Raw genomic sequence first — 16,963 nt, 5'->3', positions numbered from 1 at the left:
TCCATTGTACAACGTAATCGTTTTCAATAAAATACCAAAGTCTTTCACATGCATGGAAATTTATTGCATTATACATTTTTCTTCACCTCTCGCTGAAATTTTTTGAACTTTTAGTTTCCAAATTACAGCTTTAAACAAAAATAAGGCTATTAAAATTAATAGCTAGAAATAGCTGATGGTAGAGTATTCCGACCACTTGGTCTATAGGCAATGAAATAAAAAAAAATCTAGGCAAACCTAGATTTTTGCTATTTATAATTAAAAACCGTACTGGCCAGATAATCTGCAATTCTAGGAAACAGGGTATAGAGTTTGTGGGCTGCTGCCAGGGTCCAAGGTAAATTGATGTCACGCTTTCTGGTTCCCATGGCTGCAACAATTTTACGAGCCACATAGTCTGGTTGCAAGAGAAAGGCTTTGACACTCTCTTGATAGCTTCCATCGGGATCAGCCTGGTCGAAGAAGCTAGTTGCAATAGGACCTGGATTGACCGTGGTGACCGTGACACCGTATTGAGCCAATTCCAAGCGAATGGTGTTGGAAAATCCCATGGCCGCAAACTTGGTCGCCGAATAGACCGAAGACTTGCTTGAAGCGATTAAGCCCGACATCGAAATAATATTGATAATCTGTCCACTTCTTCTAGCCTTCATACGCTTGCCTACTAAACGACACAGGGTCATCAGAGCAAAAGTATTGATGTCAAACATAGCCTGTACCTGCTGACTAGAGAAATTCTCAAAATCATCATAAATGGCATAGCCAGCATTATTGACTAAAATATCAATCTGACCAAACTGGCTATCCAGCTCTTCAAAAAAGGCAGTCAAGGCAACTTCATCTCGAATATCGACATCAAAAACAGCCTTTTTCTCATGGTAAGCATAAAATTGTTCGATTTTCTCTACATTACGCCCTAACAAAATCAAGAAATCATCCTTGAGTAAGGGAACCATTTCCTGTACCAAGCCACCTGAGGCTCCTGTAATCAGAATAGTTCTCATAGGTCAAATTCCTCCAAGTCCTTGACCACACGGACCTGTTCAAAAATAGTGCTGGCATCATTCCTTAACTGGCTGATGTCCTTAGATAAGAATCGTGGACTGATATGATTGAGCAAAAGTTGCTTCACTCCAGCGTCCTTGGCCACTTGTGCTGCCTCCATATTGGTTGAATGACCATGCTTACGAGCAATTTTTTCATCACCTTTACCGTAAGTCGCCTCATGCACCAAGACATCTGCATTGACCGCCAACCGCACACTAGCATGACACTTACGTGTATCTCCCAAAATAGTTACAATCTTACCTGGTCGTGGCGGAGAAAGATAATCACTGGCAATGATTTCCGTCCCATCTTCCAAGGTCACATTCTCCCCATTTTTAACCTTCCCAAAGAGGGGGCCAAATGGAACGCCCGCCGCACGCAGTGCTTCTGCATCTAGTGTTCCTTCCAAATCTTTTTGAATGACACGATAGCCGACACAAGGAATGGTATGGTCAAGCTTTTCAGCGAATACCGTGAATTTGTCGGTTTCTAGGACCTGACCGACTGTATCTACATCAAACTCATGAAAATGAACGCGATAAGGTAGGCGTGTCCCTGATACTTTAAGACTTGCCAAGACAAAGGAACGAATGCCAACAGGGCCATAAATATCAATATCAGTCTGTTCCTCACTAGACTGAAATGACCGACTGGACAGAAAACCAGGCAGACCAAAAATATGGTCACCATGCAGGTGAGTGATAAAAATTTTAGCAACTTTTCGAGGGCGAATGGTAGTTTCCAAAATCTGATTTTGAGTTCCTTCGCCACAATCGAAAAGCCAAACTTGATTGATTTCGTCCAAGAGTTTCAAGGCCAAACTTGATACATTTCGAGCCTTAGAGGGCTGACCAGCCCCCGTACCTAAAAATTGAATTTGCATTGTTTACTTTCTAATCTTTTAAATATAAAATTGCGGAGCGACCTGACCAAGCATAGAATTCTTTCCCTGCGTAAGATTTTGCTGCTTCTGCAACCTCTTCTTGATTAAAACCTGAAATCTTAACCAAATCATCAGAAACAGCCACTTGGGTCAAGAGAAAATCCGTTTCCACTTCTACCAACCGACATTTATCAAAGGTATTTGCCTTCATAAAAATCTTACCATCCTCCACAAACACCACATAGTGCGGAAAGACCTGAGCGATTTCAAAGAGCAAGCTATCTGTAATTTCTTCTTCCCCTTCTGAAAAAACCTGGGCCAAACCGTCAGCAGATAGGTAGACAAAGCCAAAAGACTTGCCTGATAAGTTGAGGCGAACAAAGGGCTTACTTTCATCAAAACTGGGCTCTTCTGGAAAAAGGCTGAGTTGTTGAGATAGAGTGAGATAATAGTCAGTCGCTTTTTCAGCACCTTGTTTCTGGTAGATTTCCGCAAAATAAGCATTGATAACCGAAGGCGGTGGCGTAATAAAATCTAGCTTCTGTTGTTCGCTCAAACCTGCCAATTTATTGGTCAGATAAGCCTTATCTAGACTGGTAAAACCACCATATTTTAAGGCCAAATCAAGATAATCCGTCATAAAATTCTTCCAACTTCCATTTATTGTTAGAAGCGATATAACCTGACACCACTTCCACATCGTCTTCGTAAGTCCGATTTTCTATCAAAGCGAGGCTTGCCAAATCGTGTAACTTGTAAGCCTGAGACAATGGAACTCTGACCTCAAATCGTTCAAACATGGTCTTAATCTTAGCCAAGACCATCATTTGTATATGGCCTTTGGCATTTTCATCTTTGGCTGAAAGCATGACATGAGGAAACTGGCTTGGAGTGAAGCTATCGTCTGTCTTGTCCAGCTTGTTATAGAGGGCTAGTCGAGGGATGTCCAGCATGTCGAGGTCTTTCAAAATATCCAAGACCACCTGCTCCTGCTCGCTGTGATTCGGATCCGAAGCGTCAATGACATGAAGCAAGAGATCTACGTTCATAGACTCCTCCAAGGTGGACTTGAAGGCTGAAATCAGCTCCGTTGGTAAATCCTGAATAAAACCAACGGTGTCCGTCAAGGTCACGTTAAACTTGTCCGCCAAGTTAATCTGCTTGGTGGTCGCGTCAAGCGTGGCAAAGAGTTCATCTGCCTCGTACTGTCGCTTATCCGTCATAGCATTCATAATGGTTGATTTACCTGCATTGGTATAACCAATCAAACCTATCTTGAAAACACCTGATTGTAGGCGGCGTTCACGGACAGTTGCCCGATTTTTCTCAACTGTTTTGAGTTGGCGTTCGATGTCATGAATCTGATTACGTATGCTCCGACGATTGAGCTCCAACTGACTTTCACCCGGTCCACGAGAGCCGATACCACCAGCCTGACGGCTGAGCATAATTCCCTGACCAACCAAACGAGGTAGCATATACTTGAGTTGCGCCAAATGGACTTGTAGCTTTCCTTCATGACTTCGCGCCCGCATGGCAAAAATATCCAAAATCAACTGCATACGGTCAATGACCTTAACTCCCAGAATTTCTTCTAAGTTAACATTTTGTCGAGGGGTTAAGCGGTTATTGACAATCACCGTATCAATCTCGTCAGCTTCAACCATTTGTGCAATTTCATCCAATTTACCAGATCCGACAAAGGTTTTGCTGTCGTATTTCTCCCGTTTTTGAGTATAAACTCCCTTGACCAGAGCGCCAGCTGTCTTTGCAAGGCTTGCCAACTCTTCCATGGACATGTCAAAATTACCTGTCTGCTGCAATTCCACTCCGACCAGGAGGGCGCGTTCTTGTTCTTTTTGCGTTTCAATCATTTAAAAATTCCTCCACGGCGGTGAAAATCTGCGATTTGTAATCTGGCTCGCCTACTGAATAAAAGGGAACCTGCATCCGATTTCTGAACCAAGTTAATTGGCGTTTGGCGAAGCGACGGCTATTTTGTTTAACCTTATCGACGGCTTCCTCTAGGCTAATTTGACCTGCAAGATAGGGGAAAAACTCCTTGTAGCCAATCCCCATAGCTGCTTGGGCTTCTGGATGTTCTTGATAGAGCCAAGTAACTTCTTCTAACAAGCCCGCCGTCATCATGCTATCTACTCGCTGATTGATGCGGTCGTAAAGCACCTGTCTGTCATCCGTCAGACAAATATACAAAGGCTCATAGTCTGATTCAGTATTTTCTAAGTCCTTGCCAAATTTTTTCAACTCTAAGCCTCGAATCAATCTCCGACGGCTGATTCCCTCGATAGCCAAATCTGCCTGCTCTGCCATTGCTTCCAACACTTCGTCAGACAAAAGGTCCAGCTCTTCCCGATAGGCAAGAACCTGCTCTTGATCTACTTTTCCGCCCAGATGATATCCTTCCAGCAAGCTTTGGATATAAAGCCCTGTACCTCCAACGATAATGGGAAGTTTTCCACGACTGGAGATGTCGGTGATTAGGGCTTTGGCTTCTGTCACAAATTCATAAGCTGAGTAGCCCTCGGTTATATCTCGGACGTCAATCAAATGGTGGACCGCAGCTGCCTGTTCTTCCGAACTAGCTTTTGCCGTTCCGATATCCAACTTACGATAGACCTGCTGGCTGTCGCCACTAATAATCTCACCTTTGTAACGCTGGACCAACTCAATTCCTAGAGCAGTTTTTCCAACCGCTGTTGGTCCTATGACCACAATTACTTTTGTTTTCATCTTTTTCCTTGAAAATATTTTGTTTTTTCGCTAAAATCTATTATAACACAAGTAAAGGAGAATTCACTATGGCTAAAGGTTTTGGCAAAGGTTTCTTGACAGGTGTTCTTTCTACAGTTGCTCTCGCAGCAGGTGCTATCTTCACTGTTCATAAAATAATCATTGAACCAGAAGAAAAGAAAGAAGCTTTCATCGAAGAAAATCGTAAAAAAGCAGCACGCAAACGTGTAGCACATTAAAAAGCTGGAAATTCCAGCTTTTTTTGTTTTACAAAAAGGCTGGGAAACCAACCTTCTTAGCCTATAAAATAATATCTTCTTTCTCAATCAATACAATAGTCCACATCATTAAAATCGTTACAACAATTAGAGCAATAATGAAGGGAAGCCAATTTCCAAATAATTGATAACTATATCCGAGAACAAACGGCCCTATCGCTGCAATGAGATAACCACCTGTTTGTACCATACCTGACAGACGAGCGGTTGCTTGGCTATTACTTGTCTTTAATGAGAATGACAGCATCATATAAGGGAATAGGGCACTAACAGATACCCCTAAAAGAATATGGATCAAAAGCCACCAACCAAACTGTACGGGTACAACAGCCATCAATCCCAATCCTAACAAGGTCAAAACAGAGAGCCCTATCATCAGGTAAGCTCGTTTTTCTCTTGGTAAGCGCGATACAATAGATGGCAAAACCATCGACATTGGAATAGCTACGATATTAAAAATACCGGCTAACAAACCTGCCTCAGCTTTTGACAAGCCAACCGTTTGTGAAATCGTTGGTAGCCAAGTCATTTCTGTATAAAACAAGAGAGATTGTAAACCACCAAAAATAAGAAAAATAATGGCTCCCCGATTCTTCCAGAGGGATGTTCCTTGATTATTGCCTTTTCTCTCAAAACGATGATTGGAAGCTACATTTGGTAACCAGATAAATAAAGCCAATCCGACCAGTGCTGAAATTATCAGAAGAAAAGTCTGCCATGATGTCGCTGTCACAATCGGCACAGCTACCATAGATGCTAAAGTAGAAGTGACTCCCATCATCGTAACATAAATCGTGGTAAACAAACCAATTTTATGAGGAAAATTAGCCGCAACCAAGCTAGGTAGCAAAACGTTGATAAAAGCAATCGCAGCTCCAACTAACATCGTTCCTAGATATAAGGTCGATACATTGAAAATCCGCATGGCAGAACCAACGAACATAACTATCAAAACCATAGCCATCAGTTTTTCCATACCAAATTTTGCGGCCAACTTAGGAGCTAAAGAGGAACAAAGCGCAAACATCAATAATGGAATAGAAGTCAAAATCCCTAAATCACTGACCGATACTCCTAGTCCCGCCGCAATATCTGTCAAAATGGAAGGAATCGCTGTTATCGGTACCCGCATAACAGCTCCCAACATAATAGTTCCTAGTACCAAATAAGGCGATTGTTTTTTCATTCTACCCTCAATTTTCTTCTACTTTTTTACCGAATAAACGTTCGGATTTTGCACTCCTTAGATTATAACACAAGATAAATGATAGTCAACCAGCATATCGCATGAAAGTTTGTTATAACTTCCAACTATACCTCTTCTGTAAAAATAACTATTTTTCAAACGGAACTTTCTAGGATAGAATATAGACATCTTAAAATTTGAAAGTGAGATAAATTATGGCAAAATCAAGATTTCAACTAGTTGGTTCACTATTACGTCCGGCTGACTTGCGCGACTACAAGACACAAATCGAACACCGTGACGACATTCAATATCCATTCTACAAAGACTTTGACGGTTACCAAGAAACCGAAAACGCGGCGATTGAAACTATCGTAGCCGAGCAAAAAGCGAATGGTATTGACATCGTGACAGATGGTGAATATTCAAAATCTATGTGGCACCTTGACTTTGTTTGGGGCTTAAAAGGAATTGAGCGTTACATCGCAGACCACGGCTATACCTTCAAAGACCATGATGGTGGTCACTATGAAACACGTAAGGACATCGGTATTCGCATCCATGAAGAACTTTCTGGTAAAAACCATCACTTTATTGACATCTATCGTAAGGTGAAACAAGAAGCAGGCGATACAGATACCAAATTGACTGTTTGGGGGCCTGCACATGCCTACACTGAACTAGCTGTTTTTGATGGATTATATGGAGATGATCAAGTCTATAAGACAGCTGATGATCTAAAAGCTGGATTAGTTGCTGCTTATAAAGAGTTTCTAGATGATTACAAAACTGCCGGTGGTCAAATTATTCAATTTGATGACTGCCTATGGGAACTCTTTGATGAGAGCAATCCTGCAAGTTTCTTTGCTGAAGGAAACGCTGGATTGGCTGATTTGGCGGATGCTTTTGTTAAACTTAATAACGAAGTAGTTGATTACGCTCATTCAATCGGTTTAACAGTTTGGACTCACAACTGTCGCGGTAACTACGAAAGCCGATATGCTGCTGGTGGGACCTATGAAGCGATTGCAGAAAAATTCCTTCGCGATCAACATTACGACCGCTTCTTCTTGGAATGGGACGATGAGCGAGCAGGCGACTTGAAAGCCTTGGAAAGCTTAAAAGATACAAATGCAGAGATTGTACTTGGCCTTCTATCTAGTAAAACAACAAATCTCGATGATGAAGACCGTGTTTATCGTCTACTAGATGAGGCTAGCAAAATCATTCCAAAAGAACGTCTTTATCTCTCACATCAATGTGGATTTGCTTCATGTGACTCTGGTAATGAATTAGCTATTTCAGAACAGTGGGCAAAAATTAAGCAAGGTCAAGATATTGCAGCAAAATTCTGGAATGAATAACCAAAAAGAAAACAAGTTAGATGAACCATCTAACTTGTTTTTTAATCAATAAAGGATAGCCGATAAAACCAAAATGACAATTAAAGCTAAAAGGTGACCCACGTTGACAACGATAAAAGAATGTTTGAGAGCACGTTTCATGCTGAGTTTAGATAAACTACGGAAAGTAATCATAACACCAGACTGAGGAACCACTGTAAGAACAGCTGACGCTACAACTGTCACTCTATGAAGAACTTCTGGATTCAACCCCATTTCTAAGTAGGAAGGGAGGAAATTAGTAGCCACAATTCCAACCGCTCCCGATGATGAACCAATAATCCCACTGAGCAGGGCAGTAGACACAGACAAGCTAATCAAAGGTGAACCTGGAATTTGCTGAATCCACTCTTGAATAATGGCAAAACCTGCTGATAAGGTCAAGACTGTACCAAATGCCACCGTACTAGAAGTCGCAAAAGCAGGAACAATCGAAGCTGTTGCACCTGTATTCAAAATATCCTTCTGATTTGGTAGGTAAGGATGGAAAAGTACAGCAGATAAAATAATAGATACCAACAGACCAATAGCTAAAACATTAGGAGTTTTATTCAAGAGGAAGATTATAGCAATTAAACTAAGCAAGGGTAAAACAGAAAAAAAGAGATTGGGTGTTTTCTCAGCTGAGTCTACCGTCAAATCTTCGTCTCCCTCCGTATAGGTTTCCCCATTAGCTAAACTTTTCTTGAGTGCATAAGACATATACGCAACTCCAAAGATAAATAAGGTTAGACTTGCAGCTAGGCTCAAAATCGGAGCTGCTGTCAAACTTGTCCCCAAAACCTTAGTTGGAATAACGTTCTGAATTGAAGGAGTTCCTGGTAAAGAAGTCATGGTGTAGGTGCTTGCCCCCATGAAAACTGGAATAGGAAAAAGAGCCCAGTTGATATTTAACTCTTTGAAAAGCGGACGTGACAAGGGCAAGAGGGTAAAGATGACAACAAAGATACTAACACCACCATAAGTCAAAACACTTGTAATAAGAGCAATTGCCAGTAACACCTTATAAGGACTATCCTTTCCAATGACCTTTAAGATACTATTTGCAATTGTTAAGGTAGCCCCACTGGCTTCCATATATCTGGCTAAGATAGAGCCGAGCATAAAGATAACAAAGTTATTGATCAAAAAACCAGCTAAACCAGCCATATAGGACTGTTCCTTGCCCAACATGGCCTCCAGAATATTCATCTGGTTGGTCAGTAAGATAATCAAACTAGCCAAAGGTGCTGCAACAATGACATGTAAATTCTTTGACGTCAAATAAATGATGGCTACAACAGCCAATAAAACTCCTAAGATCGCTAAAATTTCCATAACTCTCCTTATATTTTCCTTTATATTTAACTAAGAGATAAATTTTCTAATATCCTTTACTTCTCCTAATTCAGCCAATAATTCCCCTACCGTCTTTCCTAAGACTGGATGAAGATAATCAACTGCTAATTCTGAGAGAGGAACAAGCACAAATGCCCTCTCATGAGCATAGGGATGGGGAACAATCAAATTCTCCTCTTCAATTCTCCCCTCATCCCAAAAAATAATGTCTAAGTCAATGGTCCGTTGCCCCCATTTTTCAATTCTGACTCGATCCAAGTCCTGTTCAATTTCTTGACAAAAGGACAGAAATTCTTGGGCAGTTAAGTCCGTATGAACTTGACAGGCTAAATTGAGGAAATCAGCCTGATTGGTCTTGCCCCAAGCTGCTGTTTCATAAATGGCAGAAACCAGACCAAGCTGGCAATTTGGATGGCTATCTAATTTATCTAAAGCTGCCTGTAAATAGGCTTGTCGATCACCCATATTCCCACCGATACTGAGATAGGCTAAATGCTTCATGGTCGTTCACGCTCCAGTTCAATCCCAACAGAGTCATAATGACCAGCAATAGGGGGATTTTCCTTGTAAATGGCCAAGCGAATCTTCTCCACCTTTGGAAACTGTTCAAAAATCTCCTGACAGATAACTCCTGCCACCTTTTCAATCAGGGTATAAGGCTTGCCCTCCACAACTGCCTTGATTGTTTCAAAAACCATACCATAATGAACGGTGTCTTCCAGCTGGTCCGTTTGCGAAGCGGCGGTCAAATCAACAAACAAATCGCAGTCAACCGTAAAAATCTGACCAAGAGTTTGTTCTTCCTTAAAAGCTCCGTGATAACCGTAAAAACGGCATTTATGAAGGGAAATTTTATCCATTTTGACCTCCAGCAGTCAACTGTTCCCAAACCTTGACTACATCACGATTGGCTTCTACGTTGTGAACACGAACCATCTTACAACCTTTTTGTACTGCCCAAGCAGACAAGGCTGCCGTTGCATGATCACGGTCAGTCGGTAGGCTATTTCCTCCGACTAGATAATCCACCACGCGCTTACGAGAAATCCCAAACAAAACTGGATAGCCTAGACCGGTAATCTGATTCAATCCTTGCAAAAGATCCAAATTATGCTGGACATTTTTTGAAAAACCAAATCCTGGATCCAACCAAATCTTATCTGCTGCAAGACCTGCATCTAGCGCTGCTTGGGCACGCTCAGCTAGAAAGTTTTTGACCTCTCCAACAACATCCGCATAGCTTTCTTCTTTCTGGTTGTGCATGAGGATGATAGGTACTTGATATTCAGCAGCTAAAGCCAACATCTCCCCGTCGTAAAGACCTGCCCAGACATCATTCAAAATATCTGCTCCTGCTTCAAGTGCCGCACGGGCTGTACCAGTCTTATAAGTATCAATACTAATCAAACACTTGTATTTTTCTTTAATGGCACGGATAATCGGAACGACACGCGCAATTTCATCTTCTTCTGACACAAAAGTCGCACCAGGACGAGTGGATTCACCACCGACATCAATGACTGTGGCTCCTTCAGCTAACATTTTTTCGACCTGAACCAAGGCTGCTTCCACTTCATTATAGTTGCCACCATCCGAAAAGGAATCTGGGGTCACATTGAGAATTCCCATAATAGTTACATGATTAGCTAATTGTTCGATTGACATAGAACCTCCTATTTGTTGTGAATCATAGACAAGAGTTCACGGCGTAAAATTGCATCTTCCTTGTATTTACCAAGAGCAACTGTCGTCACAGTCTTACTTCCCGGCTTACGAATACCACGCATGCTCATGCACATGTGCTCTGCTTCTACCATGACAAAAACACCTTCAGGTTCTAGAGCATCTTGAAGAGCATGGGCAACTTGGTGGGTCAAACGCTCCTGCAACTGCGGACGACGACTAGCCACCTCTACTGCCCGTGCCAATTTGCTAAGACCAGTGACCCGCCCCTTGCTTGGAATATAGGCCACATGAGCAATTCCATAGAAGGGCACCAAGTGATGCTCACACATGGAGTGGAAAGGAATATCCTTCACCAAAACAACCTCTTCATGACCTTCTGAAAAAACGGCTGTAAACTGGTCTTTTGGATCCTCTTTTAGCCCATTAAACATTTCCAAGTACATCTTTGCTACCCGTTTCGGTGTATCAAGTAGACCTTCACGGTTTGGATCTTCACCCAATAATTCCAATAATTGGTAAATAGTTTGTTCTATTTGTTCTTGTTTTGACATAATACATCCTAAATCATTTGATTCTTTATTATACCCTAAATTAGATTTTCAGAAAAGACCTTACATATTCACAATTTCAAGACTGTACCCAATCAGAAAACCTCCCAAAGATTTCTCTCTATTCTCCTTTGTGGTATAATGGAATCATTCATTTACAAGGAGCCCTCTATGACTAAGAAATCAGTCCAATTAGCGACAATTTGTTACATTGATAATGGCAAGGAATTTCTCCTCCTTCATCGAAATAAGAAAGAAAATGACGTCCATGAAGGGAAGTGGATTGGGGTGGGTGGCAAACTTGAACCAGGTGAAACCCCTCAAGCCTGCGCCATTCGTGAAGTCTTTGAGGAGACAGGCCTAACTGTCACAAAGCATGCCTTAAAAGGAATTATCACCTTTCCAGATTTCACCCCTAATTGTGATTGGTACACCTATGTTTTTAAAATTACTGGCTTTGAAGGAACAATTATTGAGTGTAATGAAGGCGATTTGGAATGGGTTCCCTACGATCAGGTTTTATCAAAGCCGACTTGGGAAGGTGACCGTCATTTTCAACAGTGGCTTCTGGAAAACCGCCCCTTCTTCTCTGCTAGTTTTCAATATGATGGAGACACACTCATCGATTATAGTGTCGATTTTTATGGTGAGTAGGCTATCCCATTAGTCTATTTCAAAATAGAAAAAAGCCTTGGTACACACACAAACCAAGGTTTTCTGAATTATAAGAATTTCTTCTTAGGCATTTGTTTATTTAATACAACATCCAGCGGACCCGCTGATAAGACTGTATCTACCAAACGCTTATCTGTAATTTTCTTATCAAGAAGGACTTGATATTCTAAAACAAGTGCTTCTTTTTTCTTTTTGTATTTAAGGGATAATAAATCAGACTGCTTACAAGACTTACCAAATTGATTTTCAAAAAACTGATCATAATTGAAATCCATAGGGACTGTCACTAAAAGATGGCGACGATTTTGATTGACTTGTGCAAAACTGATATTTTCAAAAACCAAGATACAAGCTGATAAGATGACTGTTGTAAATACGGCTAAACCAAGGAAGCCCATTCCTGTTGCAAGACCAATAGCCATCGCCAGCAAGACTGCAAGCATTTCTTTTGATGAACCTGCTGCCGAGCGGAATTTAATAAGACTAAAGGTCCCTGCTACCGCAACACCCGCTCCCAAGTTACCATTAACTAATGCAATGATAACAGCAATCAATGCCGGCATGAGACTTAGAGTGATAACGAATTCCTTTGTATAATTCGATTGATATTTGTAAACAGCCGCTAAGAGTACCCCCATGGATAGACTGACTCCGAATACTAGGACCATCTGGACTAGGTTGATACTACTATTGGCTGTTGAAAAGATACTATTAAACAGCTGCATGATGAATGACTTCCTCTTCTACGATGTCGTGGGCTAGCTTATAAGCATTGCCATATTTTGAAAACGATTGTTTTTCGATATTGTATTTTTCCAACAAGGCAACCAACCAATCTGGACGTTCCTCTGGAACTTTGATTTCCATGATGACCTTTTTAGGATCTAGCAAGGCTTTACCAAATTTCCCTACCATTACGTTGACATTATAGTCACGATATAGAAGATTTTTATCAATGGTTAAGCGAACTTTTTTGTCCTCAATACCCTTATATGATACGCGATCATAATAAATATACATTTTAGGTTTGATGACACCATAACGTTTTCTCAACTGATCCAGTTCTGATGTTACTTTTTCATCTTTAATAGTAGCATCAATAATACCATTTTCAATGTAATTTGTAACAGATACTGGATTAGATGTTAGACGGTATTTATAGCCAATTTTATTTTCCTTTTTCTTGATTTCCAAAAAGGCTTGACTTGTTTCTGATGGAATTTCATCATACACACGCATACGAATTTTCTCACGTCCATTTTTCTTAGCAAGAGAATCTTGAATCATATCAAAATCTTCATTGTCAAAGTAAATATTCGTAATCGTTGATGTCGCAAATTCATCTTCGGTCATATGTTGACGAAGTTCTTTCTCAAACTCTACAAATACATCCATATCAACAATATATTTGGTTTCTTTACGTTTAAATTGCTTTTGTACGATTCTTGTTTTCATTGCTTTGCCTCTTCTATCCTAAATGTTGAATCTTGACAGGTTCCTGTCTTGTTTACAAGATATAGTTTACCGACCAAGCTTTAAACAAAACTGAAAATAGCATTAAATAAAACTTAAACTGAAGGAAGGTGAAATTCTTTTGTCACATAAAGGGCTGTGCTACAATAGAATGGAATAAGGAGACTGTTATGTTCAAGAAAATAATGAAATACTGCTTTGGTTTACTAGCAAGTATATTGCTGATTGCTGGAGCTTATGTGTCCTATCTTTTGATAGATTACCACCGATTGGAAGACAATCTCAGTCTCGAAATCACTAATCAATCCAAACAGGAATCATTTATCCTTGATCAAACCTATTCGATGATGACCTTCAATATCGGCTATGGTTCTTACCCAAGCGACTATTCCTTTTTTATGGATGGCGGAAAGGAAGTTCGTGCACGGAGTAAAGAAGCTGTCGAAGAGGCCCTAACTAGTGATAAAGAGTTCATCGATTCGGCAAATCCAGACCTTGTTCTCTTTCAGGAGGTAGATGTCGATGGCGACCGTTCGCAGCACGTCAACCAGGTCGATTATTTTACTCAAGCCTTCAGTACTTATGCTTGGTCTTTCGCTCAGAACTACGATTCTTCCTACCTTTTTTACCCCATTACCAATCCAATCGGCCAAGCGACTTCCGGACTCTTGACCTTTTCAAAGATAAACTTCCAAGAGGCTATCCGTTACCAACTACCTATCGATACGGATATCAATAAGTTCTTTGACCTCGATCGTGCCTACTCAGTCAATCGCTTTAAAACAAATAGCGGAGCTGATTTGGTTGTTCTCAATATCCATCTATCTGCTTATACAAAGAATGAAAATATTCAGAAAGCACAGCTGGAAAAAGTAAGCCAAACAATGAAAAAAGAATATGCAAAAGGAAATTATGTCATTGTCGGTGGAGATTTTAACCACGCACTAGATGATAATGCCCGCAATGAGCTCACATGGATGAAATCTTTTCCAACTGAGCAACTACCAGTAGAATTTTCAGTTGTCGCTCCAAGTAATGCACCTACAGTCCGCAACATTGATCAATCCTACAACCCTGACACCACCTTAACTGGAACAATTGATGGCTTTATCATTTCCAACAATGTTACAGTTCATCATATCCAAACGCTTTCTAACAATTTTACATCAAGCGACCACAATCCTGTAGTCATGCAGTTCAGCCTGACACCTGCTCAATAGAATGGAGATACTAATGTACGAATTTGTCCTAGAATATGGTTCCTTCCCAGTCAAATTAATTGATGGATTTGCAGACAGCCGAAAAGAAATTCCAGACTTTCTCAAAGAAGACGAAGAAATGATTGCCCGATTGAATGAGATAAACGAACTCTTCCACCAACTTTTCTTAACCATCGAATGCAAGTTTGACTACATCGGCAAGCAATTCCCTGAAAAAATTGAACAACTACGAGAACTCTATCATCCCCTGGCAGACGATTTACTAACCAAGTATGGCAACCAGATAGAGTTGAAAATTGAACCCTTTATTTTGTAAGACAAAAACGAGCAACTCCAATTAGGATTGCTCGTTTTTAATGCAAATATTATGATTACTCTATTTTAATCTGTCATTTTGTCATTAATTCTGCAATTAACAAATTACTAGTAATAATATTTTGAGTCTCAATAAGCTCATTATTTTTAGCCAAAAGATGATTCTGTTGACGATTTGAGAATTCAATCGATTCAAAATGTCTTTGTTGTTGCAAAATAGACTTTTCAAGTGTAGTGCGCAATTCTTGACCTTGAATATATAATTGGTTAGTTAGTCTCTCTACTGATTGATAAGTATTTCTAATTGCTTCTAACATGCTTTCTTGGAATGCATCTGTTCTCATCAAATTAACACTTTCTTTCCAAGTATCTGCTCTTCCTTCGTTTAATAGCATCCAAATTTTGGAGAGTTTTTCTGATTCATGATAAGTAGTTGGTATTTGTGCAAGCATACTAGAACCATTTTTTAAACGAATAATGTACTCCGAAAATACTTCTTGATATTCTCTATATTGTTCAAATACTGTATCGAAAGTTTCCTTTGAAAAAGAACTTTCCCAGCTACGGAGTTCAAACATTGAATCTATAGCAGCTTTATATTTTTTACTGAGAGGATAGTAATAATCCTTTGGAATCGCAGAAGGAATCAATTGTTGGAAAATATCATTAACATAAAATCCGGAAAAATCCTGATGGTATTCTCTTAACAATTCTTTAGATTTGTTAAATCGCTCTTTAGCAACTTGTTTAGCTTTTTTACGTGCTAAAAGTTCGATTTGAGGGTTAATAAAAAGCTTACGATTCAATGGTAACACAACTATTAAAGAAATAACTGATAGGAAAACAAAACCTAAGAAAAACAGTAATACCGCTGTGTAATACCCATCGTATGGTGTATTACCCGAAAGAAAATATCGTAAAGGTTCAGTAATCCATCCTAAATATTCAATGGGTGAATGCCCATATAGGAAATAATAAACTAGATAAAATAAAAATAATCCACCTAAGCAAGATAATATAATTCCAGAGAGACATCCGAAAGTATTGTTATTTTCAACTTCTTTCAAAGCCCAGTTGAAAAATTGATTCGGGTCTTCTTCCTTAAGATTATCGTAAAATAGTTTGCTATTCTCTTTCCAGGATTTTCCAACTTCATCAAACACATTCTGACATTCCACTTTTTCACGACTTATTTTTTCATGAATCGCAGACTCAACTTCCTCTTGAGTAAAAGGTAAAATCGCGCCTAGCTTTTCATTAGAAATTCGGTAGTTGGATAAACCTACTTTTTCAACATATATATTGTACTTCCCTCTTTCAAAAGAATAATAATATGTATTCAAAGCACTCTCTAAAGGTAGTCGTTCTGCGATAGCCATCGAAATAACAGACTGCAAATGGTAATTCGATAGACTATTTAATTGATGCCCTTGTGTGTTTAGTGAAAATTGTTCCTTCATACTCTCTCCTTAAATTAGGTTTGATTTATTAATTTTGTAGTTTACAAAAGTCGCAACTGTAGAAATAATTGTAAAAATTGGAACAATTAAAGCGATGGCTCCCACACCTTCTAACACACCTGCTGATAGTAGATTACACCAGATGATGAAAAGTATTAGATAGGGAAGAAACATAACAGCTCCTCTAGCAATAGACATCTGATTCTTATCTGGTGACTCCATGAACCAAACACATGGTAAAAATTTTCTAAGATATAGTTTATCTTCCGTAAAGCTTAGAATCGGTTTAGCAAACTGTGTTAGAAGTTGATAGCCAATCCAAGAGAAAATTTCAAACGCAAGTAAAACATAGAGAGCTATTATAAATCCAATAATAATCTCAAGCCAGCTTCTATCCTCACGTTTCCCCCATTTCGGAGCAAAAGCATTTGCCACAGCTACACCAAAACCAATTTTTGGAATATACTTGACATAAGCATCCAATGCAGGAATATCATAACCAATCTTAATATAATTCAAGCCATCCATTTGATAAACATTTCCTTGACTATCAATAACGGTATCAGCTAATCCAGAATAGTCTGAAATGACTCCAACAGGGCTTTTAACATATTCGTTTGCAGTTTTTCTAAAAACCATAATAATCTCCTTTAAATATGTATCACTTTTATTATACCCCCCCGAATCCTTTTGTCAAGTG

General features: G+C 39.7%; 20 protein-coding genes. 5 read left to right on the top strand and 15 right to left on the bottom strand.

Annotated features, from left to right (window positions below):
• Positions 1-248: 248 nt before the first annotated feature.
• Genes AC4CS8_RS03625 through miaA form a run of 5 tightly spaced genes read right to left on the bottom strand, consistent with a single transcriptional unit; the run spans position 249 to position 4,681 of the window.
• A complete protein-coding gene (locus AC4CS8_RS03625; RefSeq protein ID WP_493893586.1) occupies positions 249-1,004 on the bottom strand; it encodes an SDR family NAD(P)-dependent oxidoreductase in 756 nt (251 codons plus the stop codon).
• Positions 1,001-1,930, bottom strand: a complete 930-nt coding sequence (gene rnz / locus AC4CS8_RS03620) for a ribonuclease Z (protein WP_493893585.1) — start codon at positions 1,928-1,930, stop codon at positions 1,001-1,003. Before rnz ends, AC4CS8_RS03625 begins: the two co-directional genes overlap by 4 nt.
• 10 nt (positions 1,931-1,940) lie before the next feature.
• Positions 1,941-2,570, bottom strand: a complete 630-nt coding sequence (locus AC4CS8_RS03615) for a cystathionine beta-lyase (protein ID WP_493893584.1) — start codon at positions 2,568-2,570, stop codon at positions 1,941-1,943.
• On the bottom strand, positions 2,554-3,804 hold the full coding sequence (gene hflX / locus AC4CS8_RS03610) for a GTPase HflX (RefSeq protein ID WP_493893583.1): 1,251 nt from the start codon (positions 3,802-3,804) through the stop codon (positions 2,554-2,556). The genes AC4CS8_RS03615 and hflX overlap by 17 nt, the downstream gene beginning before the upstream one ends.
• A complete protein-coding gene (miaA, locus tag AC4CS8_RS03605) occupies positions 3,797-4,681 on the bottom strand; it encodes a tRNA (adenosine(37)-N6)-dimethylallyltransferase MiaA (protein WP_493893582.1) in 885 nt (294 codons plus the stop codon). Before miaA ends, hflX begins: the two co-directional genes overlap by 8 nt.
• A gap of 68 nt (positions 4,682-4,749) precedes the next feature.
• Between miaA and AC4CS8_RS03600 the strand changes: the two genes are divergently transcribed.
• Positions 4,750-4,920, top strand: a complete 171-nt coding sequence (locus AC4CS8_RS03600) for a DUF3042 family protein (protein WP_493893581.1) — start codon at positions 4,750-4,752, stop codon at positions 4,918-4,920.
• Positions 4,921-4,981: 61 nt separating this feature from the next.
• Here the strand turns inward: AC4CS8_RS03600 and AC4CS8_RS03595 are convergent, their stop codons facing one another.
• A complete protein-coding gene (locus AC4CS8_RS03595; RefSeq protein WP_493893580.1) occupies positions 4,982-6,145 on the bottom strand; it encodes an MFS transporter in 1,164 nt (387 codons plus the stop codon).
• A gap of 215 nt (positions 6,146-6,360) precedes the next feature.
• Here AC4CS8_RS03595 and AC4CS8_RS03590 point away from each other — a divergent pair, with 215 nt between their 5' ends.
• On the top strand, positions 6,361-7,509 hold the full coding sequence (locus AC4CS8_RS03590; RefSeq protein WP_493893579.1) for a cobalamin-independent methionine synthase II family protein: 1,149 nt from the start codon (positions 6,361-6,363) through the stop codon (positions 7,507-7,509).
• A 45-nt stretch (positions 7,510-7,554) separates the two neighbouring features.
• Here AC4CS8_RS03590 and AC4CS8_RS03585 read toward each other — a convergent pair whose 3' ends face one another.
• The 5 genes from AC4CS8_RS03585 to folE are packed head-to-tail and all read right to left on the bottom strand — an operon-like array spanning position 7,555 to position 11,123.
• Positions 7,555-8,865, bottom strand: coding sequence for a GntP family permease (locus AC4CS8_RS03585; protein WP_493893578.1), 1,311 nt, complete (start codon positions 8,863-8,865; stop codon positions 7,555-7,557).
• 30 nt (positions 8,866-8,895) lie between these two features.
• The gene (gene folK, locus AC4CS8_RS03580; RefSeq protein ID WP_493893577.1) at positions 8,896-9,387 is read right to left on the bottom strand and encodes a 2-amino-4-hydroxy-6-hydroxymethyldihydropteridine diphosphokinase; all 492 of its coding nucleotides are present in this window, start codon (positions 9,385-9,387) and stop codon (positions 8,896-8,898) included.
• Positions 9,384-9,746, bottom strand: coding sequence for a dihydroneopterin aldolase (gene folB, locus AC4CS8_RS03575; RefSeq protein WP_493893576.1), 363 nt, complete (start codon positions 9,744-9,746; stop codon positions 9,384-9,386). Before folB ends, folK begins: the two co-directional genes overlap by 4 nt.
• Entirely contained in the window at positions 9,739-10,551 is an 813-nt protein-coding gene (gene folP, locus AC4CS8_RS03570) for a dihydropteroate synthase (protein ID WP_493893575.1), read from the bottom strand. Before folP ends, folB begins: the two co-directional genes overlap by 8 nt.
• An 8-nt stretch (positions 10,552-10,559) precedes the next feature.
• A complete protein-coding gene (gene folE, locus AC4CS8_RS03565; RefSeq protein WP_105106434.1) occupies positions 10,560-11,123 on the bottom strand; it encodes a GTP cyclohydrolase I FolE in 564 nt (187 codons plus the stop codon).
• A gap of 168 nt (positions 11,124-11,291) precedes the next feature.
• Here folE and AC4CS8_RS03560 point away from each other — a divergent pair, with 168 nt between their 5' ends.
• Positions 11,292-11,774 (top strand): NUDIX hydrolase, encoded by a 483-nt coding sequence (locus tag AC4CS8_RS03560; RefSeq protein ID WP_024403727.1) that lies wholly within the window; start codon positions 11,292-11,294, stop codon positions 11,772-11,774.
• Positions 11,775-11,842: 68 nt separating this feature from the next.
• Here AC4CS8_RS03560 and AC4CS8_RS03555 read toward each other — a convergent pair whose 3' ends face one another.
• Together AC4CS8_RS03555 and AC4CS8_RS03550 are read right to left on the bottom strand one after the other, a co-directional pair.
• The gene (locus AC4CS8_RS03555; protein ID WP_493893574.1) at positions 11,843-12,520 is read right to left on the bottom strand and encodes a DUF4956 domain-containing protein; all 678 of its coding nucleotides are present in this window, start codon (positions 12,518-12,520) and stop codon (positions 11,843-11,845) included.
• Complete coding sequence (locus AC4CS8_RS03550; RefSeq protein WP_172024876.1) at positions 12,507-13,250, bottom strand: polyphosphate polymerase domain-containing protein; 744 nt, start codon at positions 13,248-13,250, stop codon at positions 12,507-12,509. The genes AC4CS8_RS03555 and AC4CS8_RS03550 overlap by 14 nt, the downstream gene beginning before the upstream one ends.
• 188 nt (positions 13,251-13,438) lie before the next feature.
• Here AC4CS8_RS03550 and AC4CS8_RS03545 point away from each other — a divergent pair, with 188 nt between their 5' ends.
• Together AC4CS8_RS03545 and AC4CS8_RS03540 are read left to right on the top strand one after the other, a co-directional pair.
• Positions 13,439-14,488, top strand: coding sequence for an endonuclease/exonuclease/phosphatase family protein (locus tag AC4CS8_RS03545; RefSeq protein ID WP_493893573.1), 1,050 nt, complete (start codon positions 13,439-13,441; stop codon positions 14,486-14,488).
• A 13-nt stretch (positions 14,489-14,501) separates the two neighbouring features.
• Entirely contained in the window at positions 14,502-14,804 is a 303-nt protein-coding gene (locus tag AC4CS8_RS03540) for a hypothetical protein (RefSeq protein WP_493893572.1), read from the top strand.
• Positions 14,805-14,877: 73 nt separating this feature from the next.
• On the opposite strand, the gene AC4CS8_RS03535 is transcribed toward AC4CS8_RS03540, so the two are convergent.
• Positions 14,878-16,263, bottom strand: a complete 1,386-nt coding sequence (locus AC4CS8_RS03535; protein WP_172006134.1) for a hypothetical protein — start codon at positions 16,261-16,263, stop codon at positions 14,878-14,880.
• 9 nt (positions 16,264-16,272) lie between these two features.
• Positions 16,273-16,902, bottom strand: coding sequence for a hypothetical protein (locus tag AC4CS8_RS03530; protein ID WP_172006133.1), 630 nt, complete (start codon positions 16,900-16,902; stop codon positions 16,273-16,275).
• Positions 16,903-16,963 lie beyond the last annotated feature (61 nt).

The sequence above is a fragment of the Streptococcus sp. NSSLK0004 genome (assembly GCF_059039125.1).
This window is presented reverse-complemented; position numbering and strand designations above follow the sequence as displayed.

Coding starts and splice junctions, on each gene's coding strand:
- AC4CS8_RS03625 (WP_493893586.1), bottom strand. CDS start 1,004: ATGAGAACTATTCTGATTACAGGAGCCTCAGGTGGCTTGGTACAGGAA.
- rnz (WP_493893585.1), bottom strand. CDS start 1,930: ATGCAAATTCAATTTTTAGGTACGGGGGCTGGTCAGCCCTCTAAGGCT.
- AC4CS8_RS03615 (WP_493893584.1), bottom strand. CDS start 2,570: ATGACGGATTATCTTGATTTGGCCTTAAAATATGGTGGTTTTACCAGT.
- hflX (WP_493893583.1), bottom strand. CDS start 3,804: ATGATTGAAACGCAAAAAGAACAAGAACGCGCCCTCCTGGTCGGAGTG.
- miaA (WP_493893582.1), bottom strand. CDS start 4,681: ATGAAAACAAAAGTAATTGTGGTCATAGGACCAACAGCGGTTGGAAAA.
- AC4CS8_RS03600 (WP_493893581.1), top strand. CDS start 4,750: ATGGCTAAAGGTTTTGGCAAAGGTTTCTTGACAGGTGTTCTTTCTACA.
- AC4CS8_RS03595 (WP_493893580.1), bottom strand. CDS start 6,145: ATGAAAAAACAATCGCCTTATTTGGTACTAGGAACTATTATGTTGGGA.
- AC4CS8_RS03590 (WP_493893579.1), top strand. CDS start 6,361: ATGGCAAAATCAAGATTTCAACTAGTTGGTTCACTATTACGTCCGGCT.
- AC4CS8_RS03585 (WP_493893578.1), bottom strand. CDS start 8,865: ATGGAAATTTTAGCGATCTTAGGAGTTTTATTGGCTGTTGTAGCCATC.
- folK (WP_493893577.1), bottom strand. CDS start 9,387: ATGAAGCATTTAGCCTATCTCAGTATCGGTGGGAATATGGGTGATCGA.
- folB (WP_493893576.1), bottom strand. CDS start 9,746: ATGGATAAAATTTCCCTTCATAAATGCCGTTTTTACGGTTATCACGGA.
- folP (WP_493893575.1), bottom strand. CDS start 10,551: ATGTCAATCGAACAATTAGCTAATCATGTAACTATTATGGGAATTCTC.
- folE (WP_105106434.1), bottom strand. CDS start 11,123: ATGTCAAAACAAGAACAAATAGAACAAACTATTTACCAATTATTGGAA.
- AC4CS8_RS03560 (WP_024403727.1), top strand. CDS start 11,292: ATGACTAAGAAATCAGTCCAATTAGCGACAATTTGTTACATTGATAAT.
- AC4CS8_RS03555 (WP_493893574.1), bottom strand. CDS start 12,520: ATGCAGCTGTTTAATAGTATCTTTTCAACAGCCAATAGTAGTATCAAC.
- AC4CS8_RS03550 (WP_172024876.1), bottom strand. CDS start 13,250: ATGAAAACAAGAATCGTACAAAAGCAATTTAAACGTAAAGAAACCAAA.
- AC4CS8_RS03545 (WP_493893573.1), top strand. CDS start 13,439: ATGTTCAAGAAAATAATGAAATACTGCTTTGGTTTACTAGCAAGTATA.
- AC4CS8_RS03540 (WP_493893572.1), top strand. CDS start 14,502: ATGTACGAATTTGTCCTAGAATATGGTTCCTTCCCAGTCAAATTAATT.
- AC4CS8_RS03535 (WP_172006134.1), bottom strand. CDS start 16,263: ATGAAGGAACAATTTTCACTAAACACACAAGGGCATCAATTAAATAGT.
- AC4CS8_RS03530 (WP_172006133.1), bottom strand. CDS start 16,902: ATGGTTTTTAGAAAAACTGCAAACGAATATGTTAAAAGCCCTGTTGGA.